5 protein-coding genes are annotated in these 17,403 nt (G+C 69.7%); all 5 read right to left on the reverse strand.

What is annotated here, in order from left to right; translation table 11 throughout:
• Positions 1-529 precede the first annotated feature (529 nt).
• Complete coding sequence (locus HL653_RS07845; RefSeq protein ID WP_171744028.1) at positions 530-3,595, reverse strand: CHAT domain-containing protein; 3,066 nt, start codon at positions 3,593-3,595, stop codon at positions 530-532.
• On the reverse strand, positions 3,592-11,160 hold the full coding sequence (locus tag HL653_RS07850) for a hypothetical protein (protein ID WP_171744029.1): 7,569 nt from the start codon (positions 11,158-11,160) through the stop codon (positions 3,592-3,594). The genes HL653_RS07845 and HL653_RS07850 overlap by 4 nt, the downstream gene beginning before the upstream one ends.
• Positions 11,160-12,890, reverse strand: coding sequence for a ShlB/FhaC/HecB family hemolysin secretion/activation protein (locus HL653_RS07855; RefSeq protein WP_253717699.1), 1,731 nt, complete (start codon positions 12,888-12,890; stop codon positions 11,160-11,162). Before HL653_RS07855 ends, HL653_RS07850 begins: the two co-directional genes overlap by 1 nt.
• 318 nt (positions 12,891-13,208) lie before the next feature.
• Positions 13,209-14,843 (reverse strand): alkaline phosphatase, encoded by a 1,635-nt coding sequence (locus HL653_RS07860; RefSeq protein WP_171744031.1) that lies wholly within the window; start codon positions 14,841-14,843, stop codon positions 13,209-13,211.
• The gene (locus HL653_RS07865) at positions 14,840-17,389 is read right to left on the reverse strand and encodes a TonB-dependent receptor (RefSeq protein WP_171744032.1); all 2,550 of its coding nucleotides are present in this window, start codon (positions 17,387-17,389) and stop codon (positions 14,840-14,842) included. The genes HL653_RS07860 and HL653_RS07865 overlap by 4 nt, the downstream gene beginning before the upstream one ends.
• Between the last annotated feature and the right edge of the window lie 14 nt (positions 17,390-17,403).

The raw sequence follows: 17,403 nt of genomic DNA on the forward strand, positions 1-17,403 counted from the left end.
GTGCGCGACATCTTCATCGGTAATGCCAAACGGCAGATCCTCCAGATGGCGGAATTCACGCTTGCCGTGGCGCAGCCCGACATCCAGATGCGGGCCATCAGGCTGAAGCTGGCGCGTGTTCGGGCAGCTCGATCAAAAGGATGGGATGCCTGCGCTGCCATCGCCGATCCATTCGGTGGGCTCGCTGGCGTGGATCCCGCGACCCGATTGCCGAGAGACGAGGCAAGGTTGGTCGTCGATACGTTCAGATCAACACGGTCTCCAACGATGGAGGAGATGCGATCCGGATTGAGCGCCTCCTTCAACCTTCCCGGGCGGATGGCCGCGCAAGTCGCGAATCGGGTAAGCCTGCCCCTTACCGAGGTGATGGAAGTGCTGCAATATGGCGGTGGCGCGCGTCAGCGCTGCCTGGTGAGTATCGGGATGCTCGGAGCAGCGATCGAGGAACAGGGGACCACAGGTGAAATTCTTCGTAGCCATCTTCTCGGGGGAGGTCAGCCCCGCGGGACGGTGATTCTGCCGGCGCCCCCTATCGCTCCGGCGTCACAGGCTTCTCGCCATCGCCCACTACCGCGAAGGCGGACCAGTAGAAGGGGTGGGAGGTTTCGGCGGCGGCCATCAGCTTGGTCTGGCCGGCGCGAATGGCGGCCGCGATCGGCGTGCCGGGTTTGGCCGTGAACAGGGCGGTGATCAGGCTGGTCGTCGCGCCATAATCGTCCGGGATCGGCCAGTGGCTGGCCACCACCGATCGCGCGCCCGCGCCGACGAAGGCGCGCACCAGGCCGTCCAGCGCGAAATTGCCGCCGGTGGCGATGCCCGCCTCGCGCGTGGCCTCCTCGGTCGCCATGCCCGCCGTGTCGCAGGCGGAGAGGACGACGAGGTCGGCATCCAGCTTCAGATCGAAGATCTCGCGGAAGCTGAGCAGCCCGTCCGACCCCTTGTCGCCGAACGAGGTGAGCAGAGCGGGCCGCGCCGGGCAGCGCGGATCGGGCGCGGTGACGAGGCCGTGCGTGGCGAAGTGGATCACGCGATAGTCGGCCAGATCGGTCCGTGCCTCCAGCGCCGTGTCGCTGAAGGCGGCGCCGGTGATGACCATGCCGCTGCCCGCGCCCAGCGCGCGATCGGCGATGCCCAGTTCGGAGGCCGAGATCGGATTGTCCCACGCTCTGGCCGGCCACTGGCAGTCCAGCCCCGTCTGCATCGCCACGCGCGTATAAGCCTGCTGCGGCGAGAGCGGCGCATTGTGGCCCAGCCCCAGATAGGTGCGCTTCCCCCGCGCCGGCGCTGCCGCGCGCACGTCGACGAAGGAGCGGGGCGAGACGGCGGTGGTGATGTCGCGATCGCGGCCCAGCCAGGCGATGCCGCGATAATCGAACGGATCGCCGTCGGGCCTCGCCGCCTGCTTCTCATAGGCGACCACGCCCGTCGCCTCGGTCACGAGCAGATTGGGCGGTAGCTGCAGCATCGGCCCGTCCGGCTCGAAGATCAGGCTGGTGATGTCGGCCATGTCCGCGCCGAACGGATCGAACAATTCGGTATAGAGCTTGCGCGCCAGCACCACGTTGAACGGATAGGTGACGGTCTTGCCATTTTCGATCGTGACGACGCTGGCGCGCAGGCTGGCCACCTCGTCGCCCAGCGCGTCGGCGGTGATCGGCAGCTTCGCCGCGCGCACCGCACCGGGCGTCACCATCAGCGCATAGACATCCTGATCGACGATGCGGAGCTGATAATAGGCCTCGCGCGCGCGCAGCGCCTTCTGGAGATCGGCCACCGTCATCTCCGCCGGCGCCAGCACGCGATAGCGCGGATAGACGGCGAGGCGCGATTGCAGCGCGGTCTGCTCGCCTTCCAGACGGGTGAGGTCGGCGCGGGCGGTTTCCACCTGCGCCTCGCTCGCCTTGCCGTCCGCCGCCTGCGCGGTGACCGTGGTGACCTCGCCCGCCGCGCGCGCGACATCGCGCGAGAGCGAGACCGACTGGCGGAACAAGGCCGCCGCCTCGTCGTCCCCGCCCGAAAGCTCGCGCGCCAGCACGGCCTGCGTCTGCGCGACGCCGGGGCGCACCATCACCTGATTGGCCGCGAACAACGCCTCGGCCGCCTTGGGATCGCTGTTGGCGCGTGGCGCGAGCAGGGCGAAATAGGGGGCGAGCAGGCTGCGCATCGCGACGGCCGAGCCCGGCAGCTTCAGGCTGTCGCTGACGATCTGGGCGTAGAGCGGAAGGGCGCGATCGGGATTGCCGCGCCGCGCGAGGAAAGCGGCGAGGCGCGCCCGCGCCGCCAGCTCGGCCGAGGATTGCGGATAATCGAGCGCGAGGATCTGCGCGGATTCGGCGAAGTGGCTTTCGGCGAGCCCATAATCCTGCCGCGCCTCCGCGATCAGAGCGAGTTCGGCCAGCCCCTCGGAGCGCAGGAACGCGACCGAAGCGACGCGCCCCTCGCGCACCGACAGGAAGGTGCGGTTGCCCTGCTCGATCGACTGGATCGCCTCGGGATAGCGGGCGAGCGTACGATAGGCGACACCGCGCAACTGCTGCGCCTGCCCGTCGAGGATCGTCGCGCGTTCGGCCGGACGCAACTTGCCGTCCAGCCCCGCCAGCCGATCGAGCGCGGCATTCTGGCGGTTGATCTGTTCGGCCAGGGTCGGGCTGATCACGCCGCCTGCGATCGCGCCGTCATTGCCCTGCCCTTCGATCGGCGGGACGGGCACGTCGAGCGCGGTGATCGCCTCGTTCGGCTCCAGCTGGTTCAGCGCGTGCATCGCGCGATAATTGCGGATCAGGCGGCTGGCGACCGGATCGGTGGTGCTGCCGATCGCGGCGGCCTGCGCGAAGAAGCCGTCGGCGGCGGCGAAATTGCCGAGGTTTGATTGCTGCAGGCCCTGGTTGGCGAGATATTCCGCCTTGCGCGCGGCATCGTCCCCGCCACCGTCGCGCTCCGTGAGCGTCTGGAAGAATTCGGCCGCCTCGGCGAAGCTGCCCGCATTGTTGCGCAGATAGGCCTGGCTCAGTGCCAGCTCGGGATCCAGCACGCCCGCCTGCACGCGGGCGAAGGCGGCGGGGTTTCCGGACTCGGTCGTCGCCACCTCGACCGTGCCGTCGACCGGCCTGTTGGTGACGAGCGTGGCGAGGGCGAGGCGCAGCGCGCTGTCATAGCCGCCCAGCCCCTCGGCGATATACCAGGTGCGGCCGCGCTGGATCGCATAGGCGCGGTAGGCGAGCTTGTCGGTCGGGCGTTCGCAGACGGTGAGGCGCGCGCCGGCGAGCCCGTCTATCTTCGCATCCTCGGCGGTGGCGCAGGTGACGCCCGAATGGCGTGCGGCGAGCAAGGCGGGCAGGGGATCGGCACCGGCATTGCGGAGCGCGAACAGGGCCCCGACCTGCGCGGTCGCGTCGCGGCAGACGAGGCCATAGCCGCGATCGAACATGTCCTTCAGCGCGGGATCGAGCGGCTGCGCCTGCGCGGTGCAGAGCACGCCCTTGCTGCCGATGCGGAAACTGTCCTGCACGGCGATGCCGCCGGTGCGCGGGGTGGCGGCGGTGACGGGGGAGAGCGCGAGCAGGGAGAGAGCCGCGCAGGCGAGCGAGCGGATCATCGCGCTTTCTCCCGCTCGGCTTTCCTGCGGGCATCCTCGTCGATCTGCTTCTTGCCGGTGGCGGGGCCGGAGCGCGCCGTCTTCTGCAGCGTCGTCATGCTTTCCCACAGGATCGGATTGCCCGCGCTCGCGACCGGATCGGTGACGATGGCGGGCGTGTTGAGCAGGCTGAGATCGATCGTCACCGGCTCGTCGAACGAGGGCAGGAACACCGTGTCGCGCGAGAAGGCGATCAGCGTACCGTCGATCACGTCGCGCACGATCGCGGCGACCGGCGGCGGCGTGATGACGGTCGTGGGCGGCGGGGTGACGAGACAGCCGCCGATGATCGGGCAACCATTCACCACGGACTGGGTGGAAAAGCCGGCCGTGCCGCTGGCCTGCCCCGAGGCGAAGCTGACGGCGGGCAATGTATCATTGTTGGTGGCGAAGCCGGCCGCATTCTGGATGCGGCCATAGACCAATACGTTGAAGCCGCCGGTCGCCTGCGTGCCGCCGCGGTTCGTGATCGCGAGGCCGCCCGTGCCCGCCGTGAAGCCCGCCGCCAGCGCGGCGCTGCCCGTATTCTGGATGATGACGCCGTCGGTCGCGGCCAGCTCGATCCGGCCCGCCTGGATCACGCCTTCGGCGCGGGGCTGGCCGGCGGCCGCCCCGATGGCGGCGGTGGTGGCGGCGGACAGCGGGCCGGCGAAGCTGGTCGTGCCGTTCAGCAATTGCGTGGTGCCCGCCTCGATCCGGTTCGCGCCGATCGCGAGGCGCCCGCCCAGCGTGGTACCGGCGAACACGCCGATCGATCCGGTATCGGAGAAGAGGCGCACCGTGCCCGCATTCAGGATCAGGCTCTGGCCGGCGCCCGCATCGTTGAAGCGCAGATTGCCGGTGATGCTGATCGTGCCGGATGAGGTGAGCGTCAGCGCGCCGCTCGCGCCGGTGATGTTGGCGGAGGCGCCCGCGCCGGTGCCGGAGACAGTGGCGTCCCGCACCGTCAGAGCGGGGCCGCCGTTGAAGCTGACATTGCTCGCCCGCACGCGCGACAGTTCGCCTGCGTCCAGCGTATAGCCGTTGCCGTCGCCGGTGCCGCCGAGGAAGGCCGGGCCGGTGCCCGTGACGGTGAAGGCGACGGTCTGCGTCGCGGCATTGCCGATCGATCCGTTCGCGCCCAGCCTGAGATTGCCGCTGGAGAAAGCGAGGTCGGGCCCGATCGTGGCGGCGGCGAGGCTGATGTCCGCCGCCGTGAGCCGCGCGAACTGGGCCACGTCGATCGCGCCGGCGAAGCTGGCAGTGCCGCTGGTGGTGGTGCGCAGGATCGCGGCGCTCACCGGGCCGCCGACCGAGACGGGACCGGCGATGGCCGTGCCGGTGGCAGTGATGTCGATCGCGCCGGCATTGGCCGCATCGGCGAGCAGGACATAGCCGCCATTGGTGCGCCGCGCGGAGATGGCGCCCGTCGTGATGCCAGTCTTCGCGAGCAACGCCGCATTGCCGCCCGCCTGCACATTGCCGGTGGTGAGCTGCGCGGTGCGGCTGACGGCGAGGATGTCGCCGCCCGAGGTCAGCGCGCCGGTCGTCACCGCGCCGTCCGCCTGCAGGGTCAGGGCGTTGGGGGTGGTGACGTCGCCCGTTGCGATCGTGGTGCCGCCGTCGATCAGGACGCTGTTCGCCGTGATCGCGCCGCTCGTCACGCCGCCCGTCGCCGCCACGCGCAGCGCGCCGGTGCGGACCGCGCCGGCGATCGTGGCGGTTCCGGCGAGACGCTGCGGGATCGCGGTGGCGAGCGTCGTATAGTCGAACGCGGGATTGATCGATCCGGACGGACCGACCAGCCCGGCGACAGGTTGCGACTGGGTGGCGGACAGGTTCGAGAGGAACGCCACGTCGCCGGCATTGGTGCCGGTGGTGATCGCCCCGGTGGATATGCTCTGCGGCGCCAGCAGCGCCACGCTGCGGGCGGCCTGCAACGCGCCCGTTGCGATGCTTCCCGCGCGCGTGACCAGTGCGATCGATCCGGCGCCGCTCGTCACCGCGCCGGTGCTGATGCCGTTGGCGGCGGCGAAGGCAACGCCGGTGCCGCCGCTGGCCGCGAGGGTGGCGATCCGCCCGCCCGCCGTGACCGAATAGGCCCCGCCGGCGCCGAGCGCGCCGCCGAGGAGATAATCACCGCCGACGATCACGGTGAGATCGTTGGTCACGCCGATCGCGCCGGGCACATTGGAGGGCGTGGAACCGTCACCGAAGGTCAGCGTGCCCGTCGCCTGCAGCAGGCCCGTGCCGATCCGGATCCCGCCACCCGCGCCGGTCGTCAGCGCATAATCACCGATCGCCTGTACGGTGAGGGAGGAGGCTGTGAGTATCCCGTCCGTGGCACCGATGCGGGAGACCGTGGCGGACGGGGTCGTGCCGGCATTGCTGACCAGCAGGTCCCCCACGGTCGCATCGCCGGACGCGACCGTGAAGCTGCTCGTGCCCGCCACGGTCGCGCCGCCGTTGGAGATGGCGGACGTATCGATGCTGAACGAGCCCGTCTGCGTGAGGGCTCCGCGCGATCCGCCATTGGCGCGCGCCGCGACGCCGACAGTGGCCACGCCGCCGGTGCCGTCTCCCGCCGCGCCGGTCCCGCCCGCATTGATCAGGCCCCCGCTGGCGCCCGCACCGCTGGCGAAGATGGTGACGTTGGCGGCGGTCACGGGGGCGCCGGTGGAGGCGAACGTGAGCGAACCACCCCGGCCCGCGCCGCCTGATCCCGCCACAACATTGCCGCCGCCGCCGCTCCCGCCGCTCCCGCTCACGTCGAAGATGGCGTTGCCGAAGGTGGCGGAGCCGGTGGTGGGCGCGGTGCCGCCGGGATCGGTCGTGCCGATGAAGGCCGTGCCGCCCGTTCCGGTGCCGCCATTGCCGCCCGCTCCGGCCGCGCCGCTCGGCAGCGGATCGCCGCCGAACGCACCGCTGCCGCCCACGCCCGCGACGGTGACCGAGACAAGGCTGCCCGCATTGGCGACGATCGTGCCGAACGCCGCGTCGGCCGAAATCTCCGCCGTGCCGCCCACACCGTTGCCGCCCGCAGCGCCCTGCACGCCGGGATCGGGCTGGAGGCCGTTGCCGCCGCGCCCGCCGGCGTCGGCCGTCACATTGCCCACGAAGATGCGCCCGGCACTGGTGGAGACGGCGTCGGCATTGGCGCCGGTGTTCGATCGTCCGATCAGCACCTGTCCGCCCGTTCCGGTGCCGCCCGCGCCAGCAGCGGACGCACCGCCGAGGCCGGTGGCCTGCACCTGGCCGAAATCGGTGCCGACCGACAGATCGACCGTGCCGTTCATGCCGACGATCCACGCCTGCCCGCCCGTGCCCGCGCCGCCACTGGCGGTCAGGCTGCCGCCGCCGCTGCCATTGGCGCTGACGAGGAAGCCGGTCGATCCGGTGATCGTGCCGCCATTGGCGATCAGATACGCGCCGCCCAGCGTGGTGCCGATCGTCCGTCCGCCGAAGCCCGCCCCGCCGACCGAGCCGGTGCCGTCGGCGGCGAGATTGATCGTGCTGGTGCGGACCTGGCCGCCCTGCGTCGCCAGCAGGCGGACGAACCCGCCCGTGCCGGTGCCGCCGATGCCGGTGAGCGGGCTGCCGCCCCGGCCGCTGGCGGAGGCGGCGATACCGCCCGTCACGTCCAGCAGGCCGGTGACGGCGATGTCGATGCTGCCGCCGAAGCCGTCGCCGCCGGTGGCGTTGCTCAGCCCGAACACATTGCCGCCGATGCCGGCCGACGAGAGGCTGAGCCCGCTGCTCACCCGGATCGTGCCCGAGGCATCGACGAGGATCTGGCCGCCCGTGCCCGATCCCGCCTGTGCGGCGAGGCTCGATCGGCCGCTGATCGCATCGACCGCGCCGATGAAGCCGTTGGTGACGGTGAGCGTGCGTCCCGCCGCCGCGCGGAGCGTGATCGCGCCGCCGATGCTGGCGCCGGGGCCTGCGGGCGGATTGGAATTGAAGACGCTGGCGGCCTGACCGATCGCATAGACCGTCGCCGATCCGATCGTGATGTTGGCGCCGGTCGCCAGGATCTGCGCGGTGCCGCCCTGCATCGTCGTGGTCGCGGGATCGCTGCCGCCATGGCCGCCCGCGCTGGCGCCGACGATCAGATCGCCCGTGGTGATCGCGCCGGTGCCGGCGGACACTGTGAAATTGCCGCCGGTCGCCGCGCCGCCGATCCGCCCCTGATTCTGGAGCTGGCTGGCGTTGGCGTCGAGGCTCACCTGCAGGCCGGCCGTCGTGATCGATCCGCCGCCACCACCGACATCGGGATCGGGCTCGGTGCGGATGGCGACATTGCCGCCCACGGCGCTGTCGCCATCGCCGCTGCTGACCCCTCCGGTCGCGGTGGCGCTGATCCGGCTCAGGTCGCCCAGCGTGATCGATCCCACATTGGCGATGAGGGCGATCGTGCCGCCGGTGGCGACGGTGCCGACACCCGTGCTGCTGCCGCCGCTGCGCGCACTGGCGCTGAGGACGGACGTCCCCGCCACGCCGAGATTGCCCGTCGAAGCCGTCAGCGTGACCGAGCCCGCATTCGCCTGCCCGCCATTGGTGGCGGTGCCGTTCGCGAAGCCGGCATTGGCGTCGGCCGTCGCCGTCAGCGTGCCGGCGAGCTGCAGGCTGCTCCCGGCCTCGATGCGGATCGCGCTGCTCTGGGCATCGCCGCCATTGCCATTCTGCCCGTTGCCGCCCGTGGCGAGCGAGGAGAGGGTGACGGCACCGCCGATCGTGGCGCCCTGCGTGGTGCCGGTTTCGACCAGCGAGACGACGCTCGCTGCGGCCGCCCCGCCGGTGAGGCCATTGCCGCCGGTGGCGTTGGCGGACATGTCGACCGTGCCCGAAATCGCGGTGGGAGCGGCCGCGCCGGATGAGGGCGCCAGCCTGACCTCGGCCAGCCCGCTTTGCGCGTCTCCGCCGGTGCCGGCGGGCGATGCGCCGCCGACAGCGTTGGAGCGGGCGATGATCGATCCGACCTGCACCGGGCCGCTGCTCTGCAGAAGCAGCGACGCGTTGACCGCGCGGCCAAAGCCCCCGGTTGCGCCCGCGCCCAGCCCTGCGCCGCCGGTGCCGTTCGCGAACGCGCCGAGCCGGGCGGCGGATACCGCCGCATCGCCGAAGACGCTGATGATCGCGCTGCCGATGCCAGATATGCCACCCCCCGCAAGGCCCGCTCCGCCCGATCCGGTGCCCGCCGTTACCGATCCGCCGATCGCCTGATTGCCGACGACGACGCCGGGCACCAGACTGGCATTGCCGGTCGATCGCGTCGCCGTCAGCGATCCGCCGCTCACGCGCAGCACGGCCTGCCCGCTCAGCGCGTCGCCGGCATTGCCGGTGCCGCCCGTCTTGTCGCCGCCCATCGCGTCGGCGCTGAGCGACAGCAGCGAGAAATCGAGGATGCCGGTCGTATCGACGGTGATCCTGCCGCCCGTGCCGGTGCCGCCCGTGCCGCCGCCCGCCGATGTGCCGCCATAGCCGAAGGTGCTGAGGAAGCCGAAGTCGGAGGTCAGCTGCGCGCCCGATCCGATGTTGACCGTAACGGTGCCGCCGGTGGCGTTGCCACCCGCCGAGGCGGCTCCCGATCCGCCATTGCCGCCGCGCGCGGTCGCGGTGATGCTGAGCCCACCCGGCGCGGTGAAACTGGTGACCGGGCCGCTGGTCGCCAGCATGGTAAGGCTCGCCGTGCCTGCCGTGGCATCGTACCCCGATCCCGTCGCGACGAGCGCATTGCTGCCCTGCGCGTCGGCGGAGATCTGCGCCTGCGTCGTCGCGGAGACGATGCCGCCCGGCCGCACCGTCAGGCTCGCCGTGCCGCCTGTTCCCGCTCCGCCGCTCGCCGAACCTGCGGCGGTAACGAAAAGACTTTGGCTGAGCTGCAGCTGTCCGTTCGCGATATCCGCCGTGGCCTGCCCGCCCGTGCCGGTCGCACCGGTGCCGACGCCCGTGGCGTCCACCGTCAGATTCTGCGCCGTGACTGATCCGCCGTTGATCAGAAGCTGGGACGTGCCGCCCTGGCTGGCCTGGCCGGACGTGCCGCTGCCGGGCGTCGTCACGTTGATATATTGCTGGGCGGAGATCGTGCCGCCGCCAGTGGCGCTGATGACGGCGCTGCCGCCGGTGCTGAAATTGAACGCCAGCGGATCATAGCCGATCCCCGTCGGCGCACCGGCCTTGATCGTGGCGTAGGAGCCGAGCGTGATCGCGCCGCCCGCGCCCGCCGAAAGCAGGGAGGAGCCGGGCACGTTGGGCCCGAACGAATCCATCGTCAGCGCGCCGGCGATCGCGATCGTGCCGTTGGTGGCGATGAGCGTCGTGCTCGTGCCGCCGAGCAGCGAGAGGTCGCTCGCGAAGGCGATCGGGCTGGTCAGGCCGGAGAAGCTCGAGAAATTGGCGACGTCGATCGCGTTGCTGGCGCGGGCCGCCACGGGGGCGTTGAAGCGCCCGCCCGTGGCCGGCGCGGGCGTGATCGCGCTGCCCTCGATGCTGATATTGCCGCCCGCGATGACGGGTATGCCCTGTATCTGCCCCTGCGTTGCGCCCGACGGATCGATCTGGAGATTGCCACCGGACACCAGATAGATGCCGCCGTTCGAGATCGTCACGCCATTGGCCACGTCGAAGCCGAAATAGCCGTCCGGCGCCACGATCATCGAGACCGCGTTGTTCTTCGGCACGGCCACGGCATAAATGCCGCGCTGGTTGGTGGCGGCGCCGGTCTTGTCGAGTTTGATCGTGCCGCGCAGCTCGACCGGAAAGCCGTCCGCGTCGGCGCCGGTGGTGACGCTGATGTCGAACAGGCCCTGATTGAACGTGAGGGTCGCATTCTCGGCCGCGACGAAGGCGGCCGCGCCGTTCACGGTGATCGTGCCGCGCGTGAACACCTTGGGTGCTACGAGCGCGACGTAGCTGTTCTCGTTGATCGCGTTGATCGTCGCCTGCGAGAGGACGCTGACCACGCCGTTCGGATTGGTGGAGGTCAGGTTGAAGGTGTTCGATCCGAGGCTGCCGGTGGGATCGGCGGTGGTGAGCAGCAGGCTGCCCACGTTGAAGGCAGATCCGTCGCCGAGGATGATGCCGCCGGGGCTGTAGAACCATACCGAGCCGCCGGTCGTCATGTTGCCGGCGCCATCGACCAGCTGGCTCGTGACGCGGCCGTTGAACGCGACCGGCCGGGTGGGATCGGCGGGGACGATCCGGTTGAGAATGGTGAAGTTCGGCCCGCCGGGGGCGCTCCGATAAAAGACGTCGGTATTGGCGTTCTGGAAATTGATCGGGTTGTTGACGCCGCCGCCGGTCGCCGCGTCGCTCGGCGTGAAGTTCAGCACGGCCGTGGGCGTGCTGACCGTGTAGATGTCCGTATTGGGCGTATTATAGTCGGCCGTCACGCCGCCGCTGATCAAGGTAGGCGCGGGCGACACATACGAATTGGGCGAGGTCGCCTGCCCATAAACCGGCCCGGCCAGCGCGGTGGCCAGCGCCAGCGTGGAGGCCGCGAGGGGGAGGCCGCGGGGCGAGCGGCGCCGGATCGGGGCAGCGGACATCAGCGGTCCTTCCACGGAAAGAGCCGGGTGGTGAGCGACATCAGGATGCGCGTGTCGCCGCGCTCGGTCTGCAGCCCGGCGCGCTTGGTGGGCACCGCCACCGTAAGGTCGAGCCGCACGCGGCTGGCGAAGCTGGTCCGCACGCCCGCGCCCAGCGACGTCAGGCTCTGCGGATCGCCCGCCACGTGCCGGTTCCACACCCACGCCGAATCCACGAACACGAACGGCTGCAGCACCAGATTGAGATTGGTGAAGGGCACGATCCGGTTCAGGCGCAGCTCGCCCGTGAAGCCCGCGCCGCTGTCGCCGATGATCGTGCCGGGATCATAGCCGCGCCCGATCGTATAGGTGCCGGCCGAATATTCCTCGAAGCTCAGCAGCGGATTGAACGCAACTTGCACGCGCGGCGCGATCGAGGCGGTGATCTGCGGCGTCAGCGCCGCTTCGGCATAGCCCGAGGCGCGCAGCAATGTGGCTTCCGCATCGCCATCCGATCGGCTGGGGCCGACGCGGCCGGGCACGGAGGTGCCGTCGGTCGCGTCGAAAATGCCGAGGCCGTGGCGCAGCTCCAGCGAGTAAGAGGCACGCCAGCGGGTGAGCTTCCCCTCGCGCACGTCGGCCGTGTCGCCGTCGATGCGCGCATAGGCCACGCGCAGATGATCGCGCGTCAGCAACGTGCCCGCGAAGCGCACGTCCTGATCGACATAGTCGAAGCCGATGGAGCCGCGCAGGTTCGCGCGCTGGCTGCGCAGGAAGGGATAGCTGGCCTCGCCCGTGGCGAAGAGCGTCTCGGCGCGCAGATTGCCGTTCAGGCCGACATCCGGCTTCGTCCACGCATAGGTGAAGCGGCCCGCGAAGGTGAGGCCTTCCGGCCCGACGCGGAAATCGTGCGCGAGCTGCAGGATGTGCTGCTCGTCATAATCGGAGGTGGAATAGAAGCCGATCGTCGTGCGGTCGCCGAGGCCGGTCAGGCCATAGAGGCGGCCGGTGAGCTGGCCGCCGAAACGCCCGGTGCTCTTGGCGGCGAAATTCTGGATGTTGAGATCCGCCTCGAACGGCGTGCGCGTGACGATCACGTCGCCCAGCAATTCGCCGGGCTTCGCGCCGGTCGGGCGCAGCACGAGGCGCACGTCATAGCCCGGCATGTCGCGCGCGAGCAGCAGGTAACGCTCGGCGGTGAAGCGGTTGAAGACGGGATCGTCGGTCAGCTTGTTGAGATAGGAGGCGATCAGCCGCTCGTTGCGGCCGGCATCGCCGCGCACGCGCACCGCCGTGAGCTTCGCGTACAGCACCTCGAACGTGACGCTGCCATTCTCGATCTTCTGCGTCGGCACCTGCACGGCGGCGAGATAGCCCTGCCGGCGCAGATAGGTGCCGACCGCGTCGCGTATCTCGCAGATCGTGCTGACGGGCCGATCGGCGCCCAGATAGCTTTGATAGACGGGCAGCAGATCGGCCGGATCGACCGGCCCCAGATTATGGAAGGCCGCGCCCGTGATCGTGACGCGGATATCCTTGTAGGCGGGATCGTCGAGCGGGCAGGGCGCGCGCTCGATATCGCCTTCCACCTTCAGCTTCGGCGCGCTCTGGACGGGCGCGGTCGTGCCGGGGCGGGTGACCTCCTCGCGCGTCGGCAGGCCGCCATTGGCCAGCGCGGAGGGCGGCGGCGCCACGCGCTGCGCCCCTGCCATCTGCGCCGTGCCGGCCCCCGCCAGCAGCGCGCACATCATGCCCCCCCGCCATCTCATGGCCGACGCGACGCCCCCCTACGATACCCCCAGCGCCGTGCACGGACTCTCAACGAATCCGGTTCGGCCCTAACGACTCGGTGGTCGGCCTTTTGGACTGAAATGTCCATACCGTAAGTGGCTGAAAATCGCCGTGGTATGGCTTCGGGGTGTTCGGTCGCAGAGGCCTGCTCGTGCGCCCCATGACCTCCGTTCGCACTGAGCCTGTCGAAGTGTCGTCCTTCTTTCCGTCCGCGTCAGGGAGAAGAAAGACGGTGCTTCGACAGGCTCAGTACGCGCGGGAAAGGAGAGCGAGTGTGGCTACGAAATCCGCTTCAGGCGGACGCCGTCGGCCTTCGTTTCGTAGCGGGCGATCCGGTCCGCCTTGTAGGGCTTGGCCAGGATCGGCACCGCGACATAATCGGCCTGTGCCGCCTCGCGGGCGAGCGTCAGGCGGATATAGCCCTTGGCGCTCTGGTCGCAGAAGACGACCTCCTCGCCGGCTTTCTCCAGCATCGGCCCGAGCGGGACGCCCGGCAGGCTGTCGCCCACCGACGGGCTCGTGATCGAGGAGACGCCGAACTCGGCCGCGACGAGCGTACCCTTGTCGTCGAACAGATCGTTCGCCCAGAAAGCGTGGCTGTCGCCCGACAGGACGATCGGGCGCGACCCGGCGGCGCGGAAGCTGGCATAGAGCCGCTCGCGCGCGGCGGGATAGCCGTCCCAGCTGTCCAGATTATAGGGCAGGCCCGCGCGGAAGCCCGCATCCGCCACGCGCACCTGCGCCGCGATCGGGGCAGGCAGGCTGTCGATGACCTCCTTCGCCACGGTCGGCCCCGGCACGCGCGCCATCACCACCTGATTGCCCAGCACCTGCCACGGCTTGCCCGCCGCGACGGACGCTTTCATCTCGCGCTCCAGCCATTCCCGCTGTGTCTGCCCGAGCATCTCGCGCTCGGGCCGGGCGCGCTCGACCAGAGCCGCCTTGATCGAGGCGGCGTCGACCGGCTTGCTGACCTCGTCCGCCTGCTGGCTGCGCGCGAGCAGGCGCGTCTCCACCATCAGCAACGTGGCGAGATCGCCGAACTGGAAATCGCGGTTGATCGCTTCCCATGGCTGGCCCGGAATCGGATCGCGGATCGGCATCCATTCGAAATAGGCCTGCATCGCGGCGGCCTTGCGCTTGTCCCAGTCGCCTTCGGTGGCGGGCTGGTGGTTCACCGCGCCGTGGACCCAGCTGTTGTCCGCGGTCTCGTGATCGTCCCACACGCAGATCCACGCGGCGCGGGCATGCGCGGCCTGCAGATCGGCGTCGCTCTTGTAGGAGGCGTGACGCAGACGGTAATCGGCGAGGGTCACGATCTCGTGCGCGGGCTCCACGATGCGGTTGAGCTTGCGCGCATTGGCGCCGCCATAATCCAGCGCCTCATATTCGTAGATATAGTCGCCGAGGAACAGCACCGCGTCGAGCTTCGGCTCCTGCGCGATCGTCTCGTAAGCGTTGAACAGGCCGTTGCCGTACAGCTGGCAATTGGCGACCGCGAAGACGAGCTGGTCGAGCTTGCCTTCGGGCAGCGTACGGAAGCGACCGACCGGAGATTTCACCCCCGCCGCCTCGAACCAATAGACATAGTCCTGGCCGGCCTTGAGCGTCTTCGGCTCGACCTTGACGGTGAAGTCGCGGGCGGGGCGGGCCTGCGTGGCGCCGCTCTCGATCGGCTGCGCACCGGCGTTTTCGGCGACATGCCAGCTGACGTCGACGGGCGTGGACCCCTGCGTCGTCACGCGCGTCCACAGGATCGCGCCGCGCGGGGTCGGATCGCCGCTGGCCACGCCGTGGGCGAAGCGGACGCCGCCCTTCGGCGCCGCCTGCGCGCCCGTCGCGGGCAAAGCGGCCGCCGCGCCCGAGGCGATCAGGCCGAGTGCGGCGCGGCGATCGATCGTGAACTGGCTCACTTGGCACCTCCGAAGCGGACGGTGGCGCTCACGCCATAGAAGCGCGGTTCGCCCGAGATGAAGGTCGGCATGCCGAGCGAGTCACCCGTATTGCCGGCGTCCTTGATGTATTTCTTGTTGAAGAGGTTCTCGACATAAGCCTCGATCCGCCACGCCTTGCTGTTCGGCTCGAAACCGAAGCGGGCATTGGCCAGGACATAGCCGCCCTGCTGCTCGTCCTGGATATTGTCGGCGACCAGAGCGGCCGGCGGTTGCTGCAGATCCGGCCGATCATTGTCGTCGTCGAAGAAGACCTTGCTCTGATAGGTCAGGCTCGGTGCGAAGCTGATCCGGCCGGGGCCGACCGGCAGATCCATGATCGCGCCGAGCGAGGCCGAATGATCGGGCGAGAGGCGGAAGCGGTTGCCGTCGCGCACGCCTGCCTTGAAGCGGCTGTGATTGTACGCGTAGCTGGCGATCACCGAGAGATAATCGGTCGCCACCCAGCGCGCCTGGCTTTCGAAGCCATAGCTCTGCGCCTTGCCCGCATTGATCGTCACGATCTGCGTGCCCTGCTGCACCGTCGTCTGGAAATTGTTGTAATCGTAATAGAAAACCGCGCCGTCGAGGAACAATTTGCGGTCCAGCAGCGCCGTCTTCACGCCTGCCTCGTAGCTGTCGACCCGCTCGTTCGGCAGCACGCCGAAGCGCGCGGCGCCGAGAGGGGCGGACGGCCCGGAGACGGAGAGGACCTGCGGCCGGCGGCCGCGCGCATAGGTGGCGTAGAAGCTCGCCTGATCGGAGGCCGCATAGCGCGCGGTGAAGCGCCAGGCGAAGCCGTCATTCTTCAGCGCGCTGTCCGTGCGATTGCCGTTGCCCGTGGTCGGCTGCGTGCCCAGGCCGAACAGCGGCACCGGATAGGCGGCCGAGGTCGGGATGTTGGCCGCGCCCGGCACGGCGAGCGCGCCGAGCAGGGCGGTGCGCGTGGCGGCGGGCTGCGAGAGCGCGCCGATCAGCCCGCCCAGGATCGAGCGGCCGTTGAGCACGGCGGCGCTGTAGCCCGTATGCTTGTCGTCATGCGAATAGCGCAGGCCCGCGCCGAATTCGAGCTTGTCGGTCACGCGATAGGTGACGTCGCCGAACAGATCGACCGAATTGGTGCGCGAATAATTGGTGCTGGTCTCGAGATGGCTGCCCTTGAGGTTCGAGGCGATCGCCACCGCCTGCGCGGCCGGCAGCGGCACGCCGTAAGCCGCGGCCACGCCCTGCAGCAGGGCGGAGGTGAAGGCCGTGTTGGCGAGCAGGGCGGCGGGCGCCGGATCGGTGGTCGGGCGACCGGGGATCGCGGCCGTGCCCGAGAGCGAGCCGGCGAGACGCGCCAGCAGCGCGCGCTCGTCAAACTGCGCGGGCGTGCGCTGCGATCCGCTCTCGTGGAAATAGCTGCCGCCGATGAAGGCCGTGATCGGGCCCTGCTCGAAGGTGAGGCGCAGCTCCTGGCTGGTCTGCTTGCCGCGCGCATCCTCGGCTGCCGTCAGCATCGGCAGCGAGATGCCGTCCGCGTCGAAGATCTCCAGCGCGTGGAACGTGCGATAGGCGGTGATCGAGTTGAGCGTCAGCGTGTCGTTGAGCTTCCAGCTGGCGAGGCCGGTGACGCCCCACACCTTGCGGTTCAGCCCCAGATCCTTGCCGCCCTCGAAGCCCGCGCCGGGCGCCAGCGCCGCGCCGCTGTTGCGGCCCGCATCGCCGATCACGGCGCCCGTGGTCGGGTTGGTCGGGCGATAGGAAATCGACTTGAAGGCGGTGCCGGCGGGCGAATCCTTCTGGTAATTGCCTATCAGGTCGAACGTGATCGCGTCCGTCTCGGCATGCAGCGTGCCGCGGATCGCGCCGGTATCCACCGAGTTGAAATCCTGGCCGCCCAGCAGATTGGGGATGAAGCCGTCGCGCTTGCGATAGCGGCCCGAAATGCGTGCGGCCACGCCCTCGCCCAGCGGTGTGTTGACCATGCCTTCCACGACATAGGCGTTGTAATTGCCATAATCGGCGCGGAGCATGCCGGCGAAGGCGGACGGATCGGCCTTGTTCTCGACGAGGTTGACCGCGCCGATCAAAGCCCCGCGCCCGTAGAGCGTCGACTGCGGGCCCTTGGCCACCTCGATCCGGTTCATGTCGAACAATTCGACATAGGAGCCGCGCGATTTGGAGATGGAAACGCCGTCCTGGAAGACCGAGACGCGCGGCTCGTTATAGGCCGAGCCGCTGTCCGAGGTGATGCCACGCATCACGAAGCCCGGATTGTTGGGCGACTGGTTCTGCACCTCGAAGCCCGGCACGAAGCGGGAGAATTCCTCGAAATCCTCAAGGCCCAGGCGCGACAATTCCTCGCCCGTCGTCACGCTCAGCGTGATCGGCACCTCGATCGGATTCTGCGCGCGCAGCTGCGCGGTGACGAGGATCTCGTCCGCGCTGACCGGCGCGGCGGCATCGACCGGCGCTTCGGCGGCGGCGTTCGATGCCGCCAGCGCGGCCAGGCTCGCCATGCCCAGAAGAGTGACCCTTCGCGTCATTTTCATTCCCCCAA

Source organism: Sphingomonas sp. AP4-R1, from assembly GCF_013113735.1.
Lineage (GTDB): Bacteria > Pseudomonadota > Alphaproteobacteria > Sphingomonadales > Sphingomonadaceae > Sphingomonas_I.

What these genes read in the sequence shown, in the direction of transcription:
- HL653_RS07865 (WP_171744032.1), bottom strand. Translation starts at nt 17,389, where the DNA reads ATGACGCGAAGGGTCACTCTTCTGGGCATGGCGAGCCTGGCCGCGCTG.
- HL653_RS07845 (WP_171744028.1), bottom strand. Translation starts at nt 3,595, where the DNA reads ATGATCCGCTCGCTCGCCTGCGCGGCTCTCTCCCTGCTCGCGCTCTCC.
- HL653_RS07855 (WP_253717699.1), bottom strand. Translation starts at nt 12,890, where the DNA reads ATGATGTGCGCGCTGCTGGCGGGGGCCGGCACGGCGCAGATGGCAGGG.
- HL653_RS07850 (WP_171744029.1), bottom strand. Translation starts at nt 11,160, where the DNA reads ATGTCCGCTGCCCCGATCCGGCGCCGCTCGCCCCGCGGCCTCCCCCTC.